The sequence below is a fragment of the Streptomyces sp. AgN23 genome (assembly GCF_001598115.1).
GTDB classification, from domain to species: domain Bacteria; phylum Actinomycetota; class Actinomycetes; order Streptomycetales; family Streptomycetaceae; genus Streptomyces; species Streptomyces antimycoticus.
On sequence record NZ_CP007153.1, the window covers coordinates 571,306 to 590,040 of the forward strand.

Here is an 18,735-nt window from a genome sequence, read left to right on the forward strand (position 1 = left end):
ACCCGAGGACGGACCGGTTCCCCGCGTGGGCTGCAGGGCCGCCGTCAGCGGCGGCGGACCTTGAGGGTGTTGTCGGTGCGAGTGGCCGGCTGTCCGTCGGGAGCGGTCATGTTCTCCACATGCACCTCGCTGACGAGGACGTCCCACTCCCCGTCCGCGAGGTCGAGCCCGGCGAGCACCTCCTCGGGCGTGGGGAAGTGGAACTCCGGACCAGGGTCCGGCGCCCAGGACGGGAATGCGGCGTGTCCGGTGATCAGCAGCACTCCGCCCGGCGCGACGGCCCCCGCCGCGGTGCGCAGGATCTGGTCCCGGGGCAGTTCCAGCCGGGAGTGGAAGAAGTAGGCGGAGACGAGGTCGAACGTGCCGTCCGGGAAGGACTCGGACAGGTCGTGCCGCTGCCACTCGATATGGTCGCCGACACCTTCCGACGCCGCGTGCCCGGCGGCGCGGTCCAACGCCACCTGTGAGATGTCGACGGCGGTGACCCGCCAGCCCTGCCGGGCGAGCCAGATCGCGTCGCCGCCCTCACCGCAGCCGAGGTCCAGCGCACTGCCAGGGGTCAGCCCGGTGGTCTCGCGCACCAGAGCGGCATTGGGCTTGCCGCTCCAGACGCGGTCCTCGGCGCTGTAGAAGGTGTCCCAGAACTCCTCGGGCGAGGTGTCGGACGAGATGGTGTGCGGGTCGGTGGTCATGACAGATGCGCTCCCTTCGTTCCTGGCAGGAGAGTGCACACGGCCGCACCCGCTTGACAAACTTCTTTGCCGGGGTAGCAAATAAAGACTATGGCTGACGAAGACCTCACCGAGGTACTGACCGCCGTAGGACCCCGGCTGCGGGCGTTGCGGCGCACCCGTGGCACCACACTGGCCCAGCTCAGCGAGACGACCGGGATCTCGCTGAGCACCCTGTCGCGGCTGGAGGCGGGGCAGCGCAAGCCGACCCTGGAGCTGCTGCTGCCGCTGGCCAAGGCGTACGGAGTGCAGTTGGACGAGCTGGTGGGGGCACCGGCCACCGGGGATCCCCGGGTCCATCCGCGGCCGTTCACCCGGCAAGGCCAGACGTTCGTGCCGCTGACCCGCTATCTGGGCGGGCTGCACGCCTACAAGCAGATCATGCCGCCCCGGCCGCCGGGCGGGCGCGACGAACCGCTGGAGCAGCGGGTGCACGAGGGCTATGAGTGGCTCTATGTGCTCTCGGGGCGGCTACGGCTGGCGCTGGGCGAGCACGATCTGGTGCTCATGTCCGGTGAGGCAGCCGAATTCGACACCCGTACGCCCCATGGCTTCGCCAACGCCGGGGACCAGCCGGTGGAGTTCCTCTCCCTGTTCGGGGCGCAGGGCGAGCGCGTCCATGTCCGCGCCCGCCCTGCCGGTACCTGACCCGCCCCCGTCCCACGCCGGGGGCGCTCACCCCGAGGGCTCGTCCGGGACGGGCCGCTCGGGATGCACGCTTCCGGTCTGCGGCTTCCCCTGCCGCCCCGTGCCGGACTCATCCGTCTCGGGGACGTCGTCCCCGAGATCCGGCTCCTGGCCGGCGCCCGCCACGTCCAGGTGGTCGGGTCCGTCCTGCGCCTGCTGATCGGGGAGGTCCCTGGGGATCCCGCCCCGGTCCTCGCGCTCCTCGCGTTCCTCCGGTCGCCGGTCGTCGCTCACGATGCCGCTCCTTTCGTCGATTCGTCGTTGGAGGGGGCACAGCAGGGGCGATTACCCGTGAGCGTCGGCGGAATGCATGGTCAGCTCCGATTGGACGCGGTCACCTGTACGCCACGTGTCCGTGCGGGCGGCTATTGCCCCGGCTCCAGCACATACAGCTCCGGCAGGTTGACCACGATGGCCTCCTGGGTGCTGCGGGCGATGACCACCACCGCCTCGTCGTCGGGGTCCGGGTTCTCCTCCCGGTGCGGCACAAACGGCGGAACGAAGATGTAGTCACCCGGGCGGGTGCGCAGCCGGACCTCCTCGACACGTCCGTCCCGCTCCTCGGCGAAGACGAACTCGGGGTGGCCCCGCAGCACGAAGATGGCCGTCTCGGACTCGCCATGGTGGTGGTTTGCGGAGGCGGTGTCCGGCGCCACATGCGTCTGGCCCATCCAGAGCCGCTCGGACCCCACCGACTGACCGCTGATCGCGGCGAACCGCCGCATGCCTTCGGTCTGGGCGGTGCCGGGGTCGACGTCCTCGGTGCGGATGTGGTGCAGCCGCATCCGCAACGGACCGTCGGGGGCGGTGGTCTTCAGATCCTTCAGATGCGGATGGAACGCGTCGTGCTGCTGCGCGGGGTCGCCGCCGGGCGTCGTCATGACACCGACCGTAGAAAGCCCGGGTAATGGATGTCAACAGGTGTCCTTTCTCCCACCAGGCACAACACCGTGAAATCCACGTTGCATAATGGCCGTATGCAGATCTCGGCGAAGGCGGACTACGCGGTCCGGGCGCTGGCGGAGCTGGCCGCGGACGCGGGCAGGCCACTCACCTGTGAGGCGATAGCCACCTCCCAGGACATCCCCTTCCGGTTCCTCAAGGGGGTGTTCCAGGATCTGCGCCAGGCCGGTCTGGTGCGCAGTCAGCGCGGCTGCGAGGGTGGCTACTGGCTGGCTCGCGACCCCGCCGAGGTGACCCTCGCGGACATCGTGCTCGCCGTGGACGGGGCGTTCCTGACGCTGCGCGGCGAGCGGCTGGACGACCTCGGCTACCACGGCCCGGCGGCCGGACTGCCCGGGGTGTGGCGCGGGATGGAGGACCATGTGCGCCAGGTGCTGACCTCCACCGCCCTGAGCGATCTGGTCCGCGAGCGGCTGGCGGCATGACGCCCGCGAGCCCGGATCGGCCCCGGAGCACCGGGGCGGACGGCGGCGGGGCCGTCGAGATCGTGGAGTACACCGATCCGGCCTGCCCGTGGGCCTGGGGTTCCGAGCCCGCGTTCCGCCACCTGCGGGCCCTCACCGCGGGGCGGGCCCGCTGGCGCCGAGTGTTCGGCATCCTCTTCGACGACGGCGACGACCCGGCACCGGATCCCGCGGCCGAGACCGCCTGGTACAGCCGCTATATCGCCGATATCGCCCGCCATACGCGGGCACCCTACGCCCACCGGCTGCGCTGGGTGGCGGCCACCAGCCGGCCGGCCTCGCTCGCCGCGAAGGCGGCCGAGCGGCAGGGCGCGATCGCCGCGGAGCGGGTGCTGCGACGGCTGCGCGAGACCACGTTCGTACTGGGCACTCCCGCCGATACGGCGGAGCGGGTGCTCGATGCCCTGGCGGGGCTCGACGGTGTCGATGTGGGGCGGCTGGGCACGGAGATGGGCGAGCCGTCGGTGGTGGCGGCCGTCCGGCAGGACCACGCCGAGGCCCGCGACCCGATCCCGGAGGCGTATGCCTTCCGCGCCCCGGGGCCGCATGGCACGGGCGTCAAGGAGACCGACGACGGGGTGCGCTACGCGCTGCCCACGCTGGTGTTCTCCGGCCCCGGCGGGCGCGTGGCCGCCCCGGGGTGGCGGAGCATGGCCGAGTACACGGCCGCGCTGCGCACGGTGGCTCCCGGCCATCTCTGGCAGGCGGCCCTCACCGGCCCCGAGGAGGCCCTGGCGGAGCACCGCAGCCTGACCGGGCCCGACCTGTCGCTGCTGACGGGCCGGACCACTCCCCCACCTGCGGCCGTACAGGTGGAGACGGCGGGCGGGCCGCTGTGGCTGCATCCGGACGAGGCCGCCACCCATCCGGTGCTCGCCGCCCGTCAGGGCTGAAATCCCCAGGTCGTAGCCGTCTTACCCGATGAGACACCTAAAGGTGTCCATTGACTTCGCCGACCCTCGCCCCGCACCATGGGCACATGCTGACGACGCACCCCGGTGTGGTGTGCCGATACGTGGACTTCCGGCGCACCGCCAGCGCCATCTGTCGCTGATCGCCCCCTTTGTCGCTGATCGCCCCCTTTCGCCGACGCGATCCGCCGACGCGATCTGCCACGTCCCGAGCGCCTTGTGCCGCTCGTTTCCCTCGCTCTCCTCCCCGGGCCGCACCGCCTCCGGCCTTCATGACCGCTGCCCGTCCGCGTGTCCTCGCTGTCGTGTGCGGACGTGTACGGCCGTGCGCTCATCGCCGTCCGGGGGCAGTTGACACCACGAAAGGCGACGTCCCGTCATGACTTCCGCCGCCCCGCCCTTCCCCGTCCGCCGTCCGCCCGATCCGCCACCGCGCCGCGCCCCGGACCGGCGCTCCGTGCTCGGGCTCGCACTGGGGGCGGGTGGCTCCCTGCTGCTGTCCGCCTGTGGCGGGGTGGCGACGACCGGGGCGGGCGGCGGGGGCGAGACCCTGCGCTGGGGCTGGGATCTGCCCTCCAGCTGGGACCCGGTGTTCTCCTCCAAGGGCTGGGACGTCCATCTGCTGTCGCTCGTCTACTCCGGGCTGACCCAACTCGACGCCGAGGGCGGCGCCAAGCCCGCGCTCGCCTCCTCCTGGCGCTACTCCCACGACGGGCGGCGCCTCACCTTCACCCTCCGCCGTGGCCTGCGGTTCGCCGACGGCACCCCGGTGAACGCCGAGGCCGTCAAGAAGAGCCTCGAGCGCGGCAAGAACCACCCCAAGTCCCTGATCGCCTCCCAACTGACCAGCATCGACACGGTACGGGCCCCCGACGCGCACACCGTGGTCCTGAAACTCACCGAGGCCGACTACCAGTTGCCCGCACTCCTGGCCGGGAAGACCGGCATGGTGGTCAGCCCCACCGCGTTCGGGAAGGACGAAGCGCGGCTGGCCACCGAACCGGTCGGCCACGGCCCGTTCCGGCTGGTGTCCTACACCCAGAACTCGATGGCGAGCCTGCGCCGCGACCCCGGCTACTGGAACGCCGAACACATCGCCGTCGAGCGCTTCGAGGCGTATCCGAAGCCCGATGAGACCACGGCGCTCGCCGCGCTGCGGTCCGGGCGGCTCAATGTGGCCCAGATCCCGTTCAGCCAGGTCGAGGCGGCACGCGAGGCCGGTTTCACGGTGCAGCTCATCCCGTCGATGGTGGTGCGTGTCCTGGATGTGAACACCGCCATGAAGCCCTTCGACGACCCCGCCGTCCTCAGGGCCCTGAAGTACGCCGTGGACCGCCAAGCCCTGCTGGACAGCGAGCAGTTCGGCCATGGCGAGGTGGACCACCAGCCCTTCCCGCCCGGCTATACGGGTTTCGACCCGTCGCTCGGCGCGGTCTACCGGCACGACCCGGAGCGGGCGCGCGCACTGCTGCGGGCGGCCGGGTACCACGACGGCGTCGAGGTGACCATCACCACCGCCCAGCCACAGGGCGCGCCCGAGCAGTTGCAGGCGCAGCTCAACCGGGCCGGGTTCCGGGCCAGGATCGAGGTCATCCCGCAGGCGCGGGCGTCCCAGGTGGTGTACGTCCAGCACTCCCGCGCCCTGTACCTCGACCAGTTCGCCGGACGGGAGTCGCCGGTCCAGGCGATGCAGGTGCTCTTCGGCGCGGAGGGGCTGATGAACCCGTCCCGCCGTACGACGCCCGAACTGGACGCGGCGGTGGCCGCGGTGCGCCGCACCCCGCTGGAGTCGCCGCGCTATCCGCAGGTGCTGCGGGCGGCCACCGCGGTGGCGGTGCGCACGATGCCGAATGTGTTCCTCTACACGGTGCCGCGCGCCCTCGCCCGTACGTCCTCCGTCTCCGCCATCCCCTCGCTCCCGGTAGTGCAGCGGTTCGAGGGGGTGAGGGCCGGATGACCGCGCTCGCTCCGCACGTCGCGGGCACGCGGCGGAAGCCCGTACGGGCGGGCCGTGTCCCGCGCTCGCTCGGCCGTGTCCTCGCCACGGCGGGCACGGTCTTCCTGCTGTCCTCCGCGCTCACCTTCGGTCTCGGCGCACTCTCCGGGGCGAATCCGGCGGCGGCGGTGCTCGGCGAGACGGCGACGCCCGCCGACATCGCCCGGATGGACCACCAGTTCGGCCTCGACCGGCCGCTGTGGGAGCAGTACGTGTCCTGGCTGGGGCATGCCTTCACCGGGGACCTGGGCCGCTCGTGGTTCACCACGGTCCCAGTGGCCGACAGCATCCGGCAGGCGATGCCGGTGGACCTGTCCATCGCGGGGCTCGCGCTGCTGATGGCCGTGGTGCTGGGCGGAGCCGCCGGTGTGGCCGCCGCGCTCCGGGCCGGCGGCCGGCTGGACCGCGCCGTCACCGCGCTGTGCGCCCTGCTGGGCACCTTGCCCGGTTTCGTCGTGGCCATCGCGCTGGTCACGGTGCTCTCGCTGAAGCTGGGGTGGCTGCCGTCCGGCGGCTATGTGCCACTGGACATGGACCCCGCGCAGTGGCTGCGGTACACCGTGATGCCCGCGCTCGCACTGAGCCTGGAGGCCGCTGCCGCCATCGCCCGTCAGCTGCGCACCTCGCTGGTGGGGACGTTGCGGGAGAACTATGTGACGGGCGCGGTGATGCGCGGACTGCCCGCCCGGCGGGTGGTGTTCGGCCATGCCCTGCGCAACGCCGCCGGACCGGCGCTGACGGCGCTCGGGATGAGCGTGCCGATGCTGCTCGGCGGTGCGGTGGTCACCCAGCAGATCTTCGCGCTGCCCGGTCTCGCCCAGCTCACCCTGCAGTCGGCGGAGCAGCACGACATCCCGGTCATCCAGGGGACGCTGCTGGTGACCATCGCGGTGGTCCTGGTCGTCAACGTGGCCGTCAACGCGGCGCTGCTCGCGCTGAATCCGGCCGCCCGGCGCCGGGAGGTGACGCGCCCATGAGGACGTTGCGACGGGCATGGGGACATCCCTCCGCCAAGGTGGCGCTGCTGGTGCTGCTGGCCATCGCGCTGCTGGCGGCGTTCGGCGACCGGCTGGCGCCGCATGACCCGCTGGCCCAGCACCCCCGGAACATGCTGCGCGGCCCCGGTCCCGGCCATCTTCTGGGCACCGACTATCTGGGCCGCGATGTGCTCAGCCGGCTGCTGGAGGGCAGTGGCCGCTCGGTGGCGGGCGCCGTGGAGGCGGTGGCCGCCGCGATGGCGGTGGGGGTGCCGACCGGACTGGCCTCGCTGTGGATGGGGCGGGTGGGCGAGTGGATCGCACAGCGTGCCGTCGACGCGCTGATGACGCTGCCGTTCACCGTGTTCGCCATCGCGGTCGTGGGCGCGCTGGGCAACGGGATGCACCAGGCCATGCTGGCGCTCGGGGTGCTCTACGCCCCGCTGTTCTTCCGGATGACCCGCGCCGCCGCGCTGAGCCTGCGGCATGCCCAGTACGTGGAGTCGGCCGAGCTGTTCGGCGCCTCGGTCGGGCGGGTGCTGCGCACCCACATCTGGAGCAAGGTCCTGCCGACGGTCATCGTCACCGCCGCCCACGCGCTGGCCACCTGTCTGCTGGTGGTCTCCTCGCTGACCTTCCTCGGCGTCGGTGTGCAGCCCCCCGCCGCCACCTGGGGCGGCATGCTCGCCACCGATCTGGGCTTCCTCATCCAGCAGATCTGGGCACCGGTGTTCCCGGCCGCGCTGATCGTCATCACCGCCGGTGCGCTCAACCTGCTGGCCGATGCCGTACGGGACGCCGGGGCGGACGAGTTGCTGCCCGGCGGCGCACCGGATCCGGCCACCGGCTCCCCGGGCGCCACCCCCGACACCCCCGACGCCCCCGACACCACCAAGGAGCAGGCCGATGCCGCACTCCCCGCAGCCTGACCGCGCCACGCCCGGCGGCCCCGGCGCCCTGGGCCAACGGCCCGCCGCGCTGGCGGTCGAGGGGCTCGGCGTCACCGTCGCGTCCGGACGGCTGACGGCCGTACGCGATGTGTCGTTCACCGTGGGCCGCGGTGAGGCCGTCGGCCTGGTCGGCGAGTCCGGCAGCGGCAAAACCCTCATCTGCCGGTCGGTGCTCGGACTGCTGCCGCCGGGCTGCGCGGTGTCCGAGGGCGAGATCGCCCTGTCCGGTGAGGCGCTGACCGGGCTGTCGCGCCGGGAGTGGGACCGCGTACGGGGCACCCGGGTGGGCGCCGTCTTCCAGGACCCCGCCTCGTATCTCAACCCCGCGCTGACCGTGGGGCGTCAGCTGACCGAGGTGCTGAGGGTGAAGCTGGGTCTGGACCGCGCGCGGGCCGCTGAGCGGGCCGTCGAGCTGTTCGCCGCCGTCGGGTTGCACGACCCCGCCGAGGTCGCCCGGCGCCGTCCGCACGAGCTGTCCGGCGGGATGCTGCAGCGTGTGCTGATCGCCGTGGCGGTGGCCTGCGCCCCGGATCTGCTGGTGGCCGACGAGGCGACCACCGCACTGGATGTGGTGGTCCAGGCCGAGGTCCTGGAATTGCTGGCCCGGATGCGCGCCGAGCAGGATCTGGCGCTGCTGCTGGTCAGCCACGATCTGGCGGTGATCGCCGAGGTGTGCGACCGGATCCTGGTGGCGTACGCCGGGGAGCTGGTCGAGGACGGCCCGGCCGAGCGGGTGCTCAACGACCCCCTGCATCCGTACACCGAGGCGCTGTTGCGCGTGGCCACGGTCGGCGACTGGGAGCGGCGGGAACTGGAGGTGATCCCCGGCGCGCCGCCCGAGGTGGGCGCGCGGCTGCCGGGCTGCCGGTTCGCCGACCGCTGCGCGTTCGCCGCGCCCGAGTGCCTCAGCGGCCCGGTGCCGCTGCGGGAGACGGCCGACGGGCGGCGGGTGCGGTGTGTCCGCGGCGAGGAGACCGAACGGTCGCGGGCCGGGGCGCTCGGCACCCGGGAGGTGGCGGTATGAGCGGGCTGCTGGAGCTCTCCGGCCTGACCGTGGCCTTCGGCCGGCGGGACGCGCGGCCGGTGCTGGACGGGGTGGAGCTGTCCGTGGCCGAGGGGGAGATCGTCGGGGTCATCGGGGAGACCGGCTCCGGCAAGACCACGCTGGCCCGTACGGCCGTGGGCCTGGTCCCTCCCCGCTCGGGGCGGGTGGTCTTCGACGGGCGCGAGATCTCCGGGCTGCGGGGGCGCGCGCTGCGGGCGTTCCGCCGTTCGGGGCGGCTGAGTTACGCGTTCCAGGATCCGCTGCGGGCCCTGGACCCGGAGCTGACGGTCCGGCGGGCCGTGGCCGAGCCGCTCGCCGTCGCGGGGGATCTCGGCGATACGGAGATCGCCGCACGGGTGGACGAGGCGCTGGAGACCGTGGGTCTGGACGCGGCGCGCCTCGGCGACCGGCTGCCGGGCGCGATCTCCGGCGGTCAGCGCCAGCGGGTGCTGCTCGCGCGGGCGATCGTCACCCGGCCCCGGCTGCTGATCGCCGATGAGCCGGTGAGCGCCCTGGACGCCTCCAACCGCAACCGGGTGCTGCGGCTGCTGGACCGGCTGCGCACCGAGCGCGGGATGGCCGTCGTCGTCATCTCGCACGACCTCAGCTCGCTGGCGGGCATCGCCGACCGGGTGGCGGTGCTCTATCGCGGCCGGGTGGTGGAACAGGGGCCCGTACGGGAGGTGTTCGGCCGGCCGCTGCATCCGTACACCGCGCTGCTCATCGCCTCCGCGCCGAGCGTACGGGCCGGGGACGGACCGGGCGCGGCGGCGCTGCGCCCGTCGGCCGAACCGCCCGCCTGGACGGCGCGGGAGGGCTGTGTCTTCGGCCACCGCTGCCCGTTCGTCATCGGCTCCTGCCGCACCGCGCCCGCGCCGGCCCCGGTGGGCCAGGGGCGCACCGTCGCCTGCCACCGGGTGCCCCAGTGGCGTGAGCTGGTGGCCGGGGCGACTCCCCCGGTCACCGCGAAAGGGCCGCCGGAGCTGGTGGCGGCCGCCGGAGAAACAGACAAGGAAGCCGGGCGGTGACCATCCCCCCCGGCCACTTCCCGCCCCTCGGAGAAAGGCTGACGATGTCCGTCGAGTTCATCGGAATGATCGGCACCCATGAGGTGTCCGAGATCCACCCCGCCCGTGGCCCCGTCGTGGACGCCGAGTACACCCTGCGGTTCGCCCGCGCCCATGAGGACGCGGGCTTCGACCGGGTGCTGATCGGCTATGGCTCCGCCACCCCGGACGGCGCCCAGGTGGCCGCGTATGTCGCCGCGCGCACCGAGCGGCTCGGGCTGCTGGTGGCCCATCGGCCCGGCTTCGTGGCCCCCACCCTGGCCGCCCGTACGTTCGCCACCCTCGACCAGTTCTCCGGCGGACGGGTGGCCGTGCACATCATCAGCGGCGGGCGCGACGCCGAGCAGCGGCGGGACGGCGACTATCTGGGCAAGGACGACCGTTACGCCCGCACGGATGAGTATCTGGAGATCCTGAAGCGGGCGTGGACGGATGAGGAGCCGTTCGGACACGACGGCCGCTTCTACCGCTTCGAGGACTTCCACGCCGAGGTCCGCCCCCATCAGCGGCCGCGCATCCCCCTGTACTTCGGGGGCTCCTCCGAGGCGGCGTACGCCGTGGGCGGCAGGCACGCGGACACCTTCGCGCTGTGGGGTGAGCCGCTGGCGGAGACGGCGGAGCAGATCGCCTCCGTGCACCGGGCCGCCAAAGCCGCGGGCCGGACCGAGCCGCCCGGTATCAGCGTGTCCTTCCGGCCCATCCTCGGCGCGACCGAGGAGCAGGCGTGGGAGCGGGCGCACCGGATCCTCGACACCATCAGGGCCCATGGCCCGGCGGGCTCCTTCACCTCCTCCCGGTGGGGCCGCGAGGCGCTCGGCTCACCCACGACCGGGGGCACAGACCCGCAGAACGTCGGCTCCCAGCGGCTGCTGGCCGCCGCCGCCCGAGGGGAGCTCCACGACCGGGCGCTGTGGACGGCGACCGCGGCCGCCACCGGGGCCGCCGGGAATTCCACGGCGCTGGTCGGCACCCCGGAGACGGTCGCGAAGGCGCTGCTGGACTATGTGGACATCGGCGTTACGACCCTGCTGATCCGTGGTTACGACCCGCTGGACGACGCCGTCGGCTACGGCCGTGAGCTGCTGCCGCTGGTCCGCCAGGAGCTGGCCCACCGGGCCGGTGGGGGCGCCGCGTAAAGATCTCCTCAATCTCTCTGAACGCAACTCGTGCGCCGCCCGTATCCACTGCCGGGTCGTGCTCGTCGTGGATGAGCGGATCCCGTAACCCCCCAACTGGAGGTCATGAGTTGAGCCATAAACGCGTACCCAAGCGAAAGATCGTGTTCGCGGGGGCCGGGGCCGCCGCCATCGCGGCGGCCGCGATACTGCTGCCCAACGCCAACGCCTCACAGGACGACAAGACCGAGGCCGCCCAGCCCAAGAAGGTGGACGCCGCCTCGGCGGCGGACATCGCGGCGCAGCTCGCGTCACAGCTGGGCGAGGCGTTCGGCGGGGCCTACTACGACAAGGACAAGCAGCAGGTCATCGTCAATGTCGTCGGCGACAACAACCATGTGAACGTCGAGGTCAAGAGCGCCGGCGCGGTGGCCAGAAGCGTCGAGAACAGCGCCAAGGCGCTGCAGACCGCCGCGAAGACGCTCAGGACCGAGGCCACCATCCCGGGCACCGCCTGGTCGGTGGACCCCAAGACCAATGAGCTGCGGGTCACCGCGGACTCCACCGTCACCGGGGCGAAGTGGGACACCCTCGAGTCCACCGTGAAGTCGCTGGGCGACGGCATGGCCACCCTCAAGAAGTCCACGGGCGAGTTCAAGCCCTTCGTCGCGGGCGGCGACGCCATCTTCGGCGGCGGCGCGCGCTGCTCGCTCGGCTTCAACGTCACCACGGACAGCGGCGCCCCGGCGTTCCTCACCGCCGGTCACTGCGGCGTCGCCGCCGAGCAGTGGTCGGACTCCCAGAACGGCGCGCCGATCGGCACCGTGCAGGACGCCACCTTCCCCGGTGACGGCGACTTCGCGCTGGTCACCTACGACGACGCCAGCTCCGAGGCCCCGTCCACGGTGAACACCGGCGACCAGAACGTGGACATCGTCGGGGCCGCCGAGGCCGCGGTGGGCCAGCAGGTGCAGCGCATGGGCAGCACCACCGGGCTCAACGACGGCTCGGTCACCGGCCTGGACGCGACGGTCAACTACCCCGAGGGCACGGTCAGCGGGCTCATCCAGACCGATGTCTGCGCGGAGCCCGGCGACAGTGGCGGCCCGCTGTTCAGCGCGGACGGCAACGCCATCGGCCTGACCTCCGGTGGCAGCGGTGACTGCACCTCCGGCGGTGAGACCTTCTTCCAGCCGGTGACGACCGCGCTGGAGGCGGTCGGTGCGCAGATCGGGGACGGCGGCGCGGCCGGAGACGGCGGCGCGGCGGACGGCGGCGCGGCGGACGGCGGCGCCGATGACGGCGGCGCCGATGACGGCGGGGCGGCCGGAGGCGGCACGGGCGCGGACGGCGCCGGTGGGGCGGCCGAGAACGGCTGACCCCACGCGACCCGGGTGTCCCGCGCCGTCACCGCGGGACACCCGGGAGCCGCGACGGGCCGGGCGCCCGCTCAGTGGGCGGACATCCCCGCGCGCACCCGCTCCAGCGTGATCGGCAGATCGCGCACCCGCACCCCCGTGGCGTGGTACACCGCGTTGGCGACAGCCGCCGCCGTGCCGACGATGCCCAGCTCCCCGACGCCCTTGCTGCCCATCGGGTTGAGCTCGTCGTCGTCCTCGTCGAGCCAGTGCGCCTGGACATCGGGCACATCGGCGTGGGACGCGATGTGATACGTGGCGAGGTCGTGGTTGGCGAAATCACCGAACCGCGGGTCCGTCTCCAGGTTTTCGTACAGCGCCATCGACAGTCCCATGGACATGCCGCCGCGCAGCTGCGAGCCCGCCGTCCGAGGGTTGATGATGCGTCCGGCGGCGAACATCCCCAGCAGCCGGTCGACCCGCACCTGACCGGTGACCGCGTCCACCCGCACCTTTGCGAACTGGGCGCCGTATGCGTGGCGCGAGAACTCCCGGCGTGCCTCGACGTCCTCGGCGGTGTCCGCCCGTTCCTCCAGCCCACCGGGCGGGATCGCGCCGGAGACCTCTTCGAGTCGCTTGGCCAGCGCCCGGCACGCCTTGGACACCGCCCACCCCCAGGAGCTCAGGCCCATCGAGCCGCCCGCCCACGGTGCCTGGCCGTAGGCGCTGCGGCCGATGTCGAGGGTGACCCGGTCGATCTCCACACCGAGTTCGTCCGCCGCCACCTGGGTCAGCGCGGTACGGGCCCCGGTGCCGATGTCGGCCGCGGCGATCCGTACGGTGAAACCTCCGCCGGGCTCGGCGCGGGCGGTCGCGGTGGACGGCGAGGTGAGGGCGGGGTAGTTGCCCGCCGCCACTCCGGTGCCGACCAGCCAGCGCCCCTCCCGGCGGCGCCCCGGTGCGGGGTCGCGGCCCGCCCAGCCGAAGCGCGCCGCGCCTTCCCGCAGACACGCCACCAGGTTGCGGCTGCTGAAGGGGCGACCGGTCTCCGGTTCCACGGACGGCTCGTTGGCCACCCGCAGGTCGATGGGGTCGATGCCCAGTTCCACGGCCAGTTCGTCCATCGCGCTCTCCAGCGCGAACATCCCGGGCGCCTCACCGGGGGCCCGCATCCACGAAGGCGTCGGCACATCCAGCTGCGCCAGCCGATGGGTGGTCCGGCGGTGGCGCGCGGCGTACATGACGCGGGTGGGGGTGACCGTCTGCTCGCAGTACGGGCTGAGTGTGGAACTCTGCTGCAGCGCGTCGTGCCAGATGGCGGTGAGCCGGCCGTCCCGTTCGGCGCCGAGCCGGATGCGCTGCAGGGTGGGTGTGCGGTACGAGACCATGGTGAACATCTGCTGCCGGGTGGCCGCCACTTTGACCGGGCGGCCCACGGCGCGGGCGGCCAGCGCGGCGAGCACCGTGGGCGGGCGGGGAATCGCCTTGGAGCCGAAGCCGCCGCCGGTGTGGTCGGCGACGATCCGGACGGCGCCCTCGGGCAGGCCGAACAGCTCGGCCACCCGGGTGGCCGTCATCCAGGGGCCCTGGTCGCCGTTGTAGAGGGTGAGCGAGTCCCCGTCCCAGACCGCGATGGTGGCATGCGGTTCCATCGGGGCGGTGTGCTCCGGGGGCGTGGTGTACGTGACGTCGAGGACGACCGGCGCCGCGGCGAGGGCGGCCTCCACGTCGCCGGTCTCGGTCCGGCCCGGGTAGCCGCCGTTGACCGTGTCGGGGACGAAGATGCGCGGGTCGCCGTCCTTCAGCTCGGCGTCGTGGTCGTCCACCTCGTACTCGATCCGCACCTCCGCCGCGGCCTGACGGGCCGTCTCGAAGGTGTCCGCCACCACGGCGGCCACGATCTGCCCCCGGTAGGCGATCTCGGGGGACTGCAGCACGGCGAGTTCGGGGGCGTCGGTCGGGCGCAGCCGGAAGACATGGTGGCTGTCGAGCACGGCGATCACCCCGGGCAGGGCCAGCGCCGCGGCGGCGTCGACGGCGCGCACCCTGCCGCGCGGGACGGTGGACTGCACCGCCCACGCGTACAGGGCGTCCGGCACCGGGTACTCATAGGCGTAGAGCGCGGTACCGGTGACCTTCTCACGTCCTTCGACGCGGGTCACCTCCGCGCCCACGGTCCGCTGGAGCGTGGTCATCGATGCTGCCCTCCCACGAGGTCACGCACGGCCGAGGTGATGACATCCACGGCGAGGTCGATCTTGAACGCGTTCTGTGGCAGCGGGCGCGCCGAGGCGAACTCGGCCCGTGCCGCCTCCCGCAGGGTCTCCTCGGTCGGCTGCCGGCCGAGGAGCAGCCGCTCGGTCTCCCGGGCCCGCCAGGGGCGGGTGCCCACGCCGCCGAGCCCCAGCCGGATCTCCCGCAGTGTGCCGTCGGCGTCCGTGGCGGCCACGACGGCCACCGACACCACCGCGAACGCGTAGGACCAGCGGTCGCGGACCTTGCGGTAGGACATGGCGGCGCCCTCGGGGGGCGGTGGCAGCTCGACACCGGTGATCAGATCACCCGGTTGCAGCACCGTCTCGCGGTCCGGTGTGTCACCGGGCAGCAGGTAGAAGTCGTTCAGCGGCACCGCACGGGGACTGCCGTTCACCCGCCGCAGATGGACGACCGCGTCGAGCGCGGCCATCGCCACCGCCATGTCCGAGGGGTGGCTCGCCACGCAGAAGTCGGAGGTGCCGAGCACGGCCAGGTCGCGGTGGAGGCCCTGGATGGCCGAACAGCCGGTTTCCGGCCGCCGCTTGTTGCAGGGTTTGGTGACGTCCTGGAAGTACACACAGCGGGTGCGCTGCAACAGATTGCCGCCGGTGGTGGCCACCGTCCGCAGCTGCCCGGAGGCCCCGGACAGCAGCGATTCCGCCAGCGCCGGGAAGCGCTCGCGGACGCCCGGGTCTCCGGCGAGCCGGCTGCCCCCGACCAGCGCGCCGATGAGCACACCGCCGTCGGGACGGTGCTCGATGGTGTCGTACGGCAGCTGGGTGATGTCGACGAGCATGGCGGGCTCGGTCACCCCGAGCTTCATCAGGTCCACCAGGTTGGTGCCCCCGGCCAGGTACACCGTCTCGGTGGAGTCGGCCACGAGCGTGGCGGCGGCCTGGGGGTCGGTGGCGCGCTCGTAGGCGAACGGCTTCATCGCGCCCCTCCCGCCGCGCCGGCGCGGGCCGGGGCCCCGCCGTCGGCCCCGGCGACCTCGCGGATGGCGGCCACGATGCCGGGGTAGGCCCCGCAACGGCACAGGTTGCCGCTCATCCGCTCCCGGATCTCGTCGGCGTCCAGGTCGCCCGGCGCGCCGACTCCGGCCGCCATGTCCTCGGTGACATGGCTGGGCCAGCCGCGCGCGGCCTCGGTGAGAGCGCCGATGGCGGAACAGATCTGGCCCGGTGTGCAGTAGCCGCACTGGAAGCCGTCGTGTTCCAGGAACGCCCGCTGCAGCGGATGGAGTTCCTCCGGGGCGGCGAGCCCCGCCACGCCCTCGATGGTGGTGATGTCGCGGCCCTGGGCGGCCACGGCGAACACCAGGCAGCTGTTGACCCGCTCCCCGTCGATCAGGACGGTGCAGGCCCCGCACTGTCCGTGGTCGCACCCCTTCTTGACCCCGGTCAGCGCCAGGTGTTCGCGCAGGGCGTCCAGCAGGGTCACCCGGTGGTCGAGGGTGAGGGGGCGATCGGCACCGTTGACACGCAGCGTGAGATCGCTGTGAAACGCGTGAGCTGTCACAATCACTCAGCCTGGCATCGGGGCGGGCACCCCGCATCTTCGGCGTCACTCTCCGTGTTCCGCCTCCGGAGGCAGGGGCTCCGTAGGCAGGGGATCGAAGGCCAGCCGCAGATGCGCCAGGTCCGGGGGGACCGGGGAGCGGGGGTGGTAGAACGGCGGCGCCGCGTCGACGGCGGGCGAGTCGGCCAGCCGGAAGCGGTCCCGCAGCCGGTGGTAGAACCGCGTCGGCGCGAGCCGGACCAGCCGCAGCCGGTTCGGGGCCCGGTAGGCGGCCACCCAGTCACCCGGATCCAGCACCCCGCGCAACTGCCCGTCGAGGCTGACCGCCACCTGCCCCGAGGTGGGCAGGACCCGCACGGCGACGGCCTCGTCCACCGCGGCCACCACGGTGCGGTCGAAGGCGATGTGCGGGGCGACCGGGGTGAAGACCACCGCGTCCATATGCGGGGAGACCACCGGCCCGCCGGCGGCGAAGCTGTAGGCGGTGGAGCCGGTCGGGGTGGCCACGATGATCGCGTCGGCCGCGTACGAGGCGAGCAACTGCCCGGACACATACACGCCGAGCCCCGCCTGGCGGTCACGGGCGAGCTTCTCGAAGACCACGTCGTTGACGGCGATGACATCCAGCGGAATGCCCCAGCCGACCTCCTCAGGGCCCTGGCCGGGGCGGACCTTGGGCGGGGGCGGCGAGGGGCCCCGCCCGTACCGCAGCAGCGCCTCCATGCCCTCGGGCATCTCCAGCGGCCGGGACGCCCGCAGGGTGAGCAACATCCGCTCCTCGATCGTGGCACGGCCGTCGTGGACGGCGTCCAGCGCGTCCTCCACCTGATCGACGGTGATCTCGGTGAGGAAGCCGACCCGCCCCACGTTCACCCCCAGCGCCGCGGCCCCGTTCACGGCGGCGAGCCGGGCGCCGCGCAGAAAGGTGCCGTCGCCGCCGAAGGTGACGATCAGGTCAGGGTGGCCCGCGGCCGCGGCCTCCTCCTTGGCGCTGCGCCGGGGCTGGCCGCCGCGCCAGACGTCCAGTTCGTAGCAGGAGATGTCATGGGCAGCGGCCCATGCGCGGGCGGTGTGCGCCGCCGCGACAGCGGTGGGGCGGGCCTGGTGGACGACCATGCCGAGCCGATTGACAGCCATGGCCCTTCCACCGTAGACCGGCCGGCCCCGAGGCGCCCGCCAGGCCGGCACGCGGTCTTGGCGACCGGCCGGGCGTGGCGAGGGCAGGCACTCTGGAGCTGAACGTCCACGCTGATCTATGGTGTTGATCGGCAGATGGCCTGCGGGGGAACCACCCGGCGTCCATACGGAGCCAGGGATGGGGCGGCAGATGGCGAGCCAGAGACGAACCGAGCTGGTCGAGGGCCTGATGGCGAGCTTCCCCCAGGTGCCCGGGGAAGCCGTGATCAAGGAGGACCTGCTGCGCGGCGGCATGGCCTTCGACGAGTCCGCGCTCAGCGGCAACGAGGACGGCGACGTCAAGCCGAAGTCGTATTTCATCTTCTCGTTCGACCACCGCACCCTTCCGGAACTGGGCGCCGCGGCCCTCAACCGGCCGCCCGAGGAGGTCGTGCTCACCGGCGGGCCGTACGAGCTGCGCCGCACCGTGGTGTCCGTCCGCGTCAACCCCGCGTCGCCGTATGTGGTCCGGGCCGGGGAGGACGGTGCGCTGGGCCTGTATCTGGACGGTGCGCGCATCGCCGATGTGGGGCTGCCCCCGATGCCGGACTACTACCGTCACACCCTGTCGAACGGCAAGTCGGTGATGGAGGTCGCGCCCACCATCCAGTGGGGCTATCTGGTCTATCTGACGGTCTTCCGGGTGTGCCAGTACTTCGGCGCCAAGGAGGAGTGCCAGTACTGCGACATCAACCACAACTGGCGTCAGCACAAGGCGGCGGGCCGTCCGTACACCGGGGTGAAGCCGGTCGAGGAGGTGCTGGAGGCGCTGGAGATCATCGACCGCCATGACACCGCCCGCGCCTCCCAGGCGTACACCCTCACCGGCGGCGCGATCACCTCGCATATCGGCGGCCGGGACGAGGCCGACTTCTACGGCCAGTACGCGAAGGCCATCGAGGAGCGCTTTCCGGGCCGGTGGATCGGCAAGGTGGTGGCGCAGGCGCTGCCCAAGGACGACGTCCAGCGGTTCCACGACTACGGGGTGCGGATCTACCACCCCAATTTCGAGGTGTGGGACCGGCGGCTGTTCGAGCTGTACTGCCCGGGCAAGGAGCGCTACATCGGCCGCGACGAGTGGCACCGCCGGATCCTGGACTCGACCGAGGTGTTCGGCGCCCGGAATGTGATTCCCAACTTCGTCGCGGGCGTGGAGATGGCCGAGCCGTTCGGCTTCTCCTCCGTGGGTGAGGCGATCGACTCCACCGCCGAGGGACTGCGGTTCTTCATGTCGCACGGTGTCGTGCCCCGGTTCACCACATGGTGTCCCGAGCCGACGACACCGCTGGGCAAGGCCAATCCGCAGGGCGCCCCGCTGGAGTACCACATCCGGCTGCTGGAGACCTACCGGGCGACGCTCGAGGACTTCGGGCTGGCCTCGCCGCCCGGATACGGCCCGCCGGGGCCGGGGCGGGCGGTGTTCTCGGTGAGTTCGTTCATGGACAGCCTGCCCGCCGCGGAGCCGGAGCAGGAGCCGGTGGCGCCCTGACGCCGACGGCCGGCTCCGGCTCGGGGGACCTC

The 18,735-nt window shown here is 72.7% G+C and carries 18 protein-coding genes; 11 read left to right on the forward strand and 7 right to left on the reverse strand.

Annotation, left to right across the window (positions count from 1 at the left end; all coding sequences use genetic code 11):
• Nucleotides 1-44 precede the first annotated feature (44 nt).
• A complete protein-coding gene (locus tag AS97_RS02755; RefSeq protein WP_059148256.1) occupies nt 45-692 on the reverse strand; it encodes a class I SAM-dependent methyltransferase in 648 nt (215 codons plus the stop codon).
• Between the two features lie 90 nt (nt 693-782).
• On the opposite strand from AS97_RS02755, the gene AS97_RS02760 reads away from it, so the two are divergent.
• The gene (locus AS97_RS02760; protein WP_210564274.1) at nt 783-1,379 is read left to right on the forward strand and encodes an XRE family transcriptional regulator; all 597 of its coding nucleotides are present in this window, start codon (nt 783-785) and stop codon (nt 1,377-1,379) included.
• 27 nt (nt 1,380-1,406) lie between these two features.
• On the opposite strand, the gene AS97_RS02765 is transcribed toward AS97_RS02760, so the two are convergent.
• The gene (locus tag AS97_RS02765; protein WP_137963902.1) at nt 1,407-1,652 is read right to left on the reverse strand and encodes a hypothetical protein; all 246 of its coding nucleotides are present in this window, start codon (nt 1,650-1,652) and stop codon (nt 1,407-1,409) included.
• Between the two features lie 131 nt (nt 1,653-1,783).
• Nucleotides 1,784-2,203 carry a cupin domain-containing protein gene (locus AS97_RS02770; RefSeq protein WP_247204759.1) on the reverse strand — a complete coding sequence of 140 codons (420 nt, stop codon included), beginning with the start codon at nt 2,201-2,203 and terminating at the stop codon, nt 1,784-1,786.
• 192 nt (nt 2,204-2,395) lie between these two features.
• Here AS97_RS02770 and AS97_RS02775 point away from each other — a divergent pair, with 192 nt between their 5' ends.
• The 9 genes from AS97_RS02775 to AS97_RS02815 all read left to right on the forward strand — a co-directional run bounded on the left by AS97_RS02775 (nt 2,396) and on the right by AS97_RS02815 (nt 12,285).
• Nucleotides 2,396-2,806 (forward strand): Rrf2 family transcriptional regulator, encoded by a 411-nt coding sequence (locus tag AS97_RS02775; protein WP_059148260.1) that lies wholly within the window; start codon nt 2,396-2,398, stop codon nt 2,804-2,806.
• Entirely contained in the window at nt 2,803-3,738 is a 936-nt protein-coding gene (locus AS97_RS02780; RefSeq protein WP_086710723.1) for a DsbA family protein, read from the forward strand. Before AS97_RS02775 ends, AS97_RS02780 begins: the two co-directional genes overlap by 4 nt.
• A 397-nt stretch (nt 3,739-4,135) precedes the next feature.
• Nucleotides 4,136-5,713 carry an ABC transporter substrate-binding protein gene (locus AS97_RS02785; protein ID WP_079059820.1) on the forward strand — a complete coding sequence of 526 codons (1,578 nt, stop codon included), beginning with the start codon at nt 4,136-4,138 and terminating at the stop codon, nt 5,711-5,713.
• A complete protein-coding gene (locus tag AS97_RS02790) occupies nt 5,710-6,729 on the forward strand; it encodes an ABC transporter permease (RefSeq protein ID WP_086710595.1) in 1,020 nt (339 codons plus the stop codon). The genes AS97_RS02785 and AS97_RS02790 overlap by 4 nt, the downstream gene beginning before the upstream one ends.
• Entirely contained in the window at nt 6,726-7,658 is a 933-nt protein-coding gene (locus AS97_RS02795; RefSeq protein ID WP_210564275.1) for an ABC transporter permease, read from the forward strand. Before AS97_RS02790 ends, AS97_RS02795 begins: the two co-directional genes overlap by 4 nt.
• Nucleotides 7,636-8,703, forward strand: a complete 1,068-nt coding sequence (locus AS97_RS02800; protein ID WP_125760085.1) for an ABC transporter ATP-binding protein — start codon at nt 7,636-7,638, stop codon at nt 8,701-8,703. The genes AS97_RS02795 and AS97_RS02800 overlap by 23 nt, the downstream gene beginning before the upstream one ends.
• Nucleotides 8,700-9,752, forward strand: a complete 1,053-nt coding sequence (locus AS97_RS02805) for an ABC transporter ATP-binding protein (protein ID WP_059148265.1) — start codon at nt 8,700-8,702, stop codon at nt 9,750-9,752. The genes AS97_RS02800 and AS97_RS02805 overlap by 4 nt, the downstream gene beginning before the upstream one ends.
• 44 nt (nt 9,753-9,796) lie before the next feature.
• Nucleotides 9,797-10,927 (forward strand): LLM class flavin-dependent oxidoreductase, encoded by a 1,131-nt coding sequence (locus tag AS97_RS02810; RefSeq protein WP_078638447.1) that lies wholly within the window; start codon nt 9,797-9,799, stop codon nt 10,925-10,927.
• Nucleotides 10,928-11,037: 110 nt separating this feature from the next.
• Entirely contained in the window at nt 11,038-12,285 is a 1,248-nt protein-coding gene (locus AS97_RS02815; protein ID WP_210564276.1) for a S1 family peptidase, read from the forward strand.
• Nucleotides 12,286-12,356: 71 nt separating this feature from the next.
• Here AS97_RS02815 and AS97_RS02820 read toward each other — a convergent pair whose 3' ends face one another.
• From AS97_RS02820 to AS97_RS02835, 4 genes are read right to left on the reverse strand one after another with little or no spacing between them, the layout of a single operon-like run.
• Nucleotides 12,357-14,459 carry a xanthine dehydrogenase family protein molybdopterin-binding subunit gene (locus tag AS97_RS02820; protein ID WP_210564277.1) on the reverse strand — a complete coding sequence of 701 codons (2,103 nt, stop codon included), beginning with the start codon at nt 14,457-14,459 and terminating at the stop codon, nt 12,357-12,359.
• Complete coding sequence (locus tag AS97_RS02825; RefSeq protein WP_059148269.1) at nt 14,456-15,454, reverse strand: xanthine dehydrogenase family protein subunit M; 999 nt, start codon at nt 15,452-15,454, stop codon at nt 14,456-14,458. Before AS97_RS02825 ends, AS97_RS02820 begins: the two co-directional genes overlap by 4 nt.
• Nucleotides 15,451-16,044 (reverse strand): 2Fe-2S iron-sulfur cluster-binding protein, encoded by a 594-nt coding sequence (locus AS97_RS02830; protein WP_059148270.1) that lies wholly within the window; start codon nt 16,042-16,044, stop codon nt 15,451-15,453. Before AS97_RS02830 ends, AS97_RS02825 begins: the two co-directional genes overlap by 4 nt.
• 39 nt (nt 16,045-16,083) lie before the next feature.
• Nucleotides 16,084-17,175 (reverse strand): NAD(+)/NADH kinase, encoded by a 1,092-nt coding sequence (locus AS97_RS02835; RefSeq protein WP_059148271.1) that lies wholly within the window; start codon nt 17,173-17,175, stop codon nt 16,084-16,086.
• Nucleotides 17,176-17,365: 190 nt separating this feature from the next.
• On the opposite strand from AS97_RS02835, the gene AS97_RS02840 reads away from it, so the two are divergent.
• Nucleotides 17,366-18,703 carry a radical SAM protein gene (locus AS97_RS02840; protein WP_059148411.1) on the forward strand — a complete coding sequence of 446 codons (1,338 nt, stop codon included), beginning with the start codon at nt 17,366-17,368 and terminating at the stop codon, nt 18,701-18,703.
• Nucleotides 18,704-18,735 lie beyond the last annotated feature (32 nt).

Excerpts from the sequence above, each read along its gene's own strand:
- AS97_RS02755 (WP_059148256.1), bottom strand. The coding sequence starts at position 692 with ATGACCACCGACCCGCACACCATCTCGTCCGACACCTCGCCCGAGGAG.
- AS97_RS02760 (WP_210564274.1), top strand. The coding sequence starts at position 783 with ATGGCTGACGAAGACCTCACCGAGGTACTGACCGCCGTAGGACCCCGG.
- AS97_RS02770 (WP_247204759.1), bottom strand. The coding sequence starts at position 2,203 with ATGCGGCTGCACCACATCCGCACCGAGGACGTCGACCCCGGCACCGCC.
- AS97_RS02775 (WP_059148260.1), top strand. The coding sequence starts at position 2,396 with ATGCAGATCTCGGCGAAGGCGGACTACGCGGTCCGGGCGCTGGCGGAG.
- AS97_RS02780 (WP_086710723.1), top strand. The coding sequence starts at position 2,803 with ATGACGCCCGCGAGCCCGGATCGGCCCCGGAGCACCGGGGCGGACGGC.
- AS97_RS02785 (WP_079059820.1), top strand. The coding sequence starts at position 4,136 with ATGACTTCCGCCGCCCCGCCCTTCCCCGTCCGCCGTCCGCCCGATCCG.
- AS97_RS02790 (WP_086710595.1), top strand. The coding sequence starts at position 5,710 with ATGACCGCGCTCGCTCCGCACGTCGCGGGCACGCGGCGGAAGCCCGTA.
- AS97_RS02795 (WP_210564275.1), top strand. The coding sequence starts at position 6,726 with ATGAGGACGTTGCGACGGGCATGGGGACATCCCTCCGCCAAGGTGGCG.
- AS97_RS02800 (WP_125760085.1), top strand. The coding sequence starts at position 7,636 with ATGCCGCACTCCCCGCAGCCTGACCGCGCCACGCCCGGCGGCCCCGGC.
- AS97_RS02805 (WP_059148265.1), top strand. The coding sequence starts at position 8,700 with ATGAGCGGGCTGCTGGAGCTCTCCGGCCTGACCGTGGCCTTCGGCCGG.
- AS97_RS02810 (WP_078638447.1), top strand. The coding sequence starts at position 9,797 with ATGTCCGTCGAGTTCATCGGAATGATCGGCACCCATGAGGTGTCCGAG.
- AS97_RS02820 (WP_210564277.1), bottom strand. The coding sequence starts at position 14,459 with ATGACCACGCTCCAGCGGACCGTGGGCGCGGAGGTGACCCGCGTCGAA.
- AS97_RS02825 (WP_059148269.1), bottom strand. The coding sequence starts at position 15,454 with ATGAAGCCGTTCGCCTACGAGCGCGCCACCGACCCCCAGGCCGCCGCC.
- AS97_RS02835 (WP_059148271.1), bottom strand. The coding sequence starts at position 17,175 with ATGGCTGTCAATCGGCTCGGCATGGTCGTCCACCAGGCCCGCCCCACC.
- AS97_RS02840 (WP_059148411.1), top strand. The coding sequence starts at position 17,366 with ATGGCGAGCCAGAGACGAACCGAGCTGGTCGAGGGCCTGATGGCGAGC.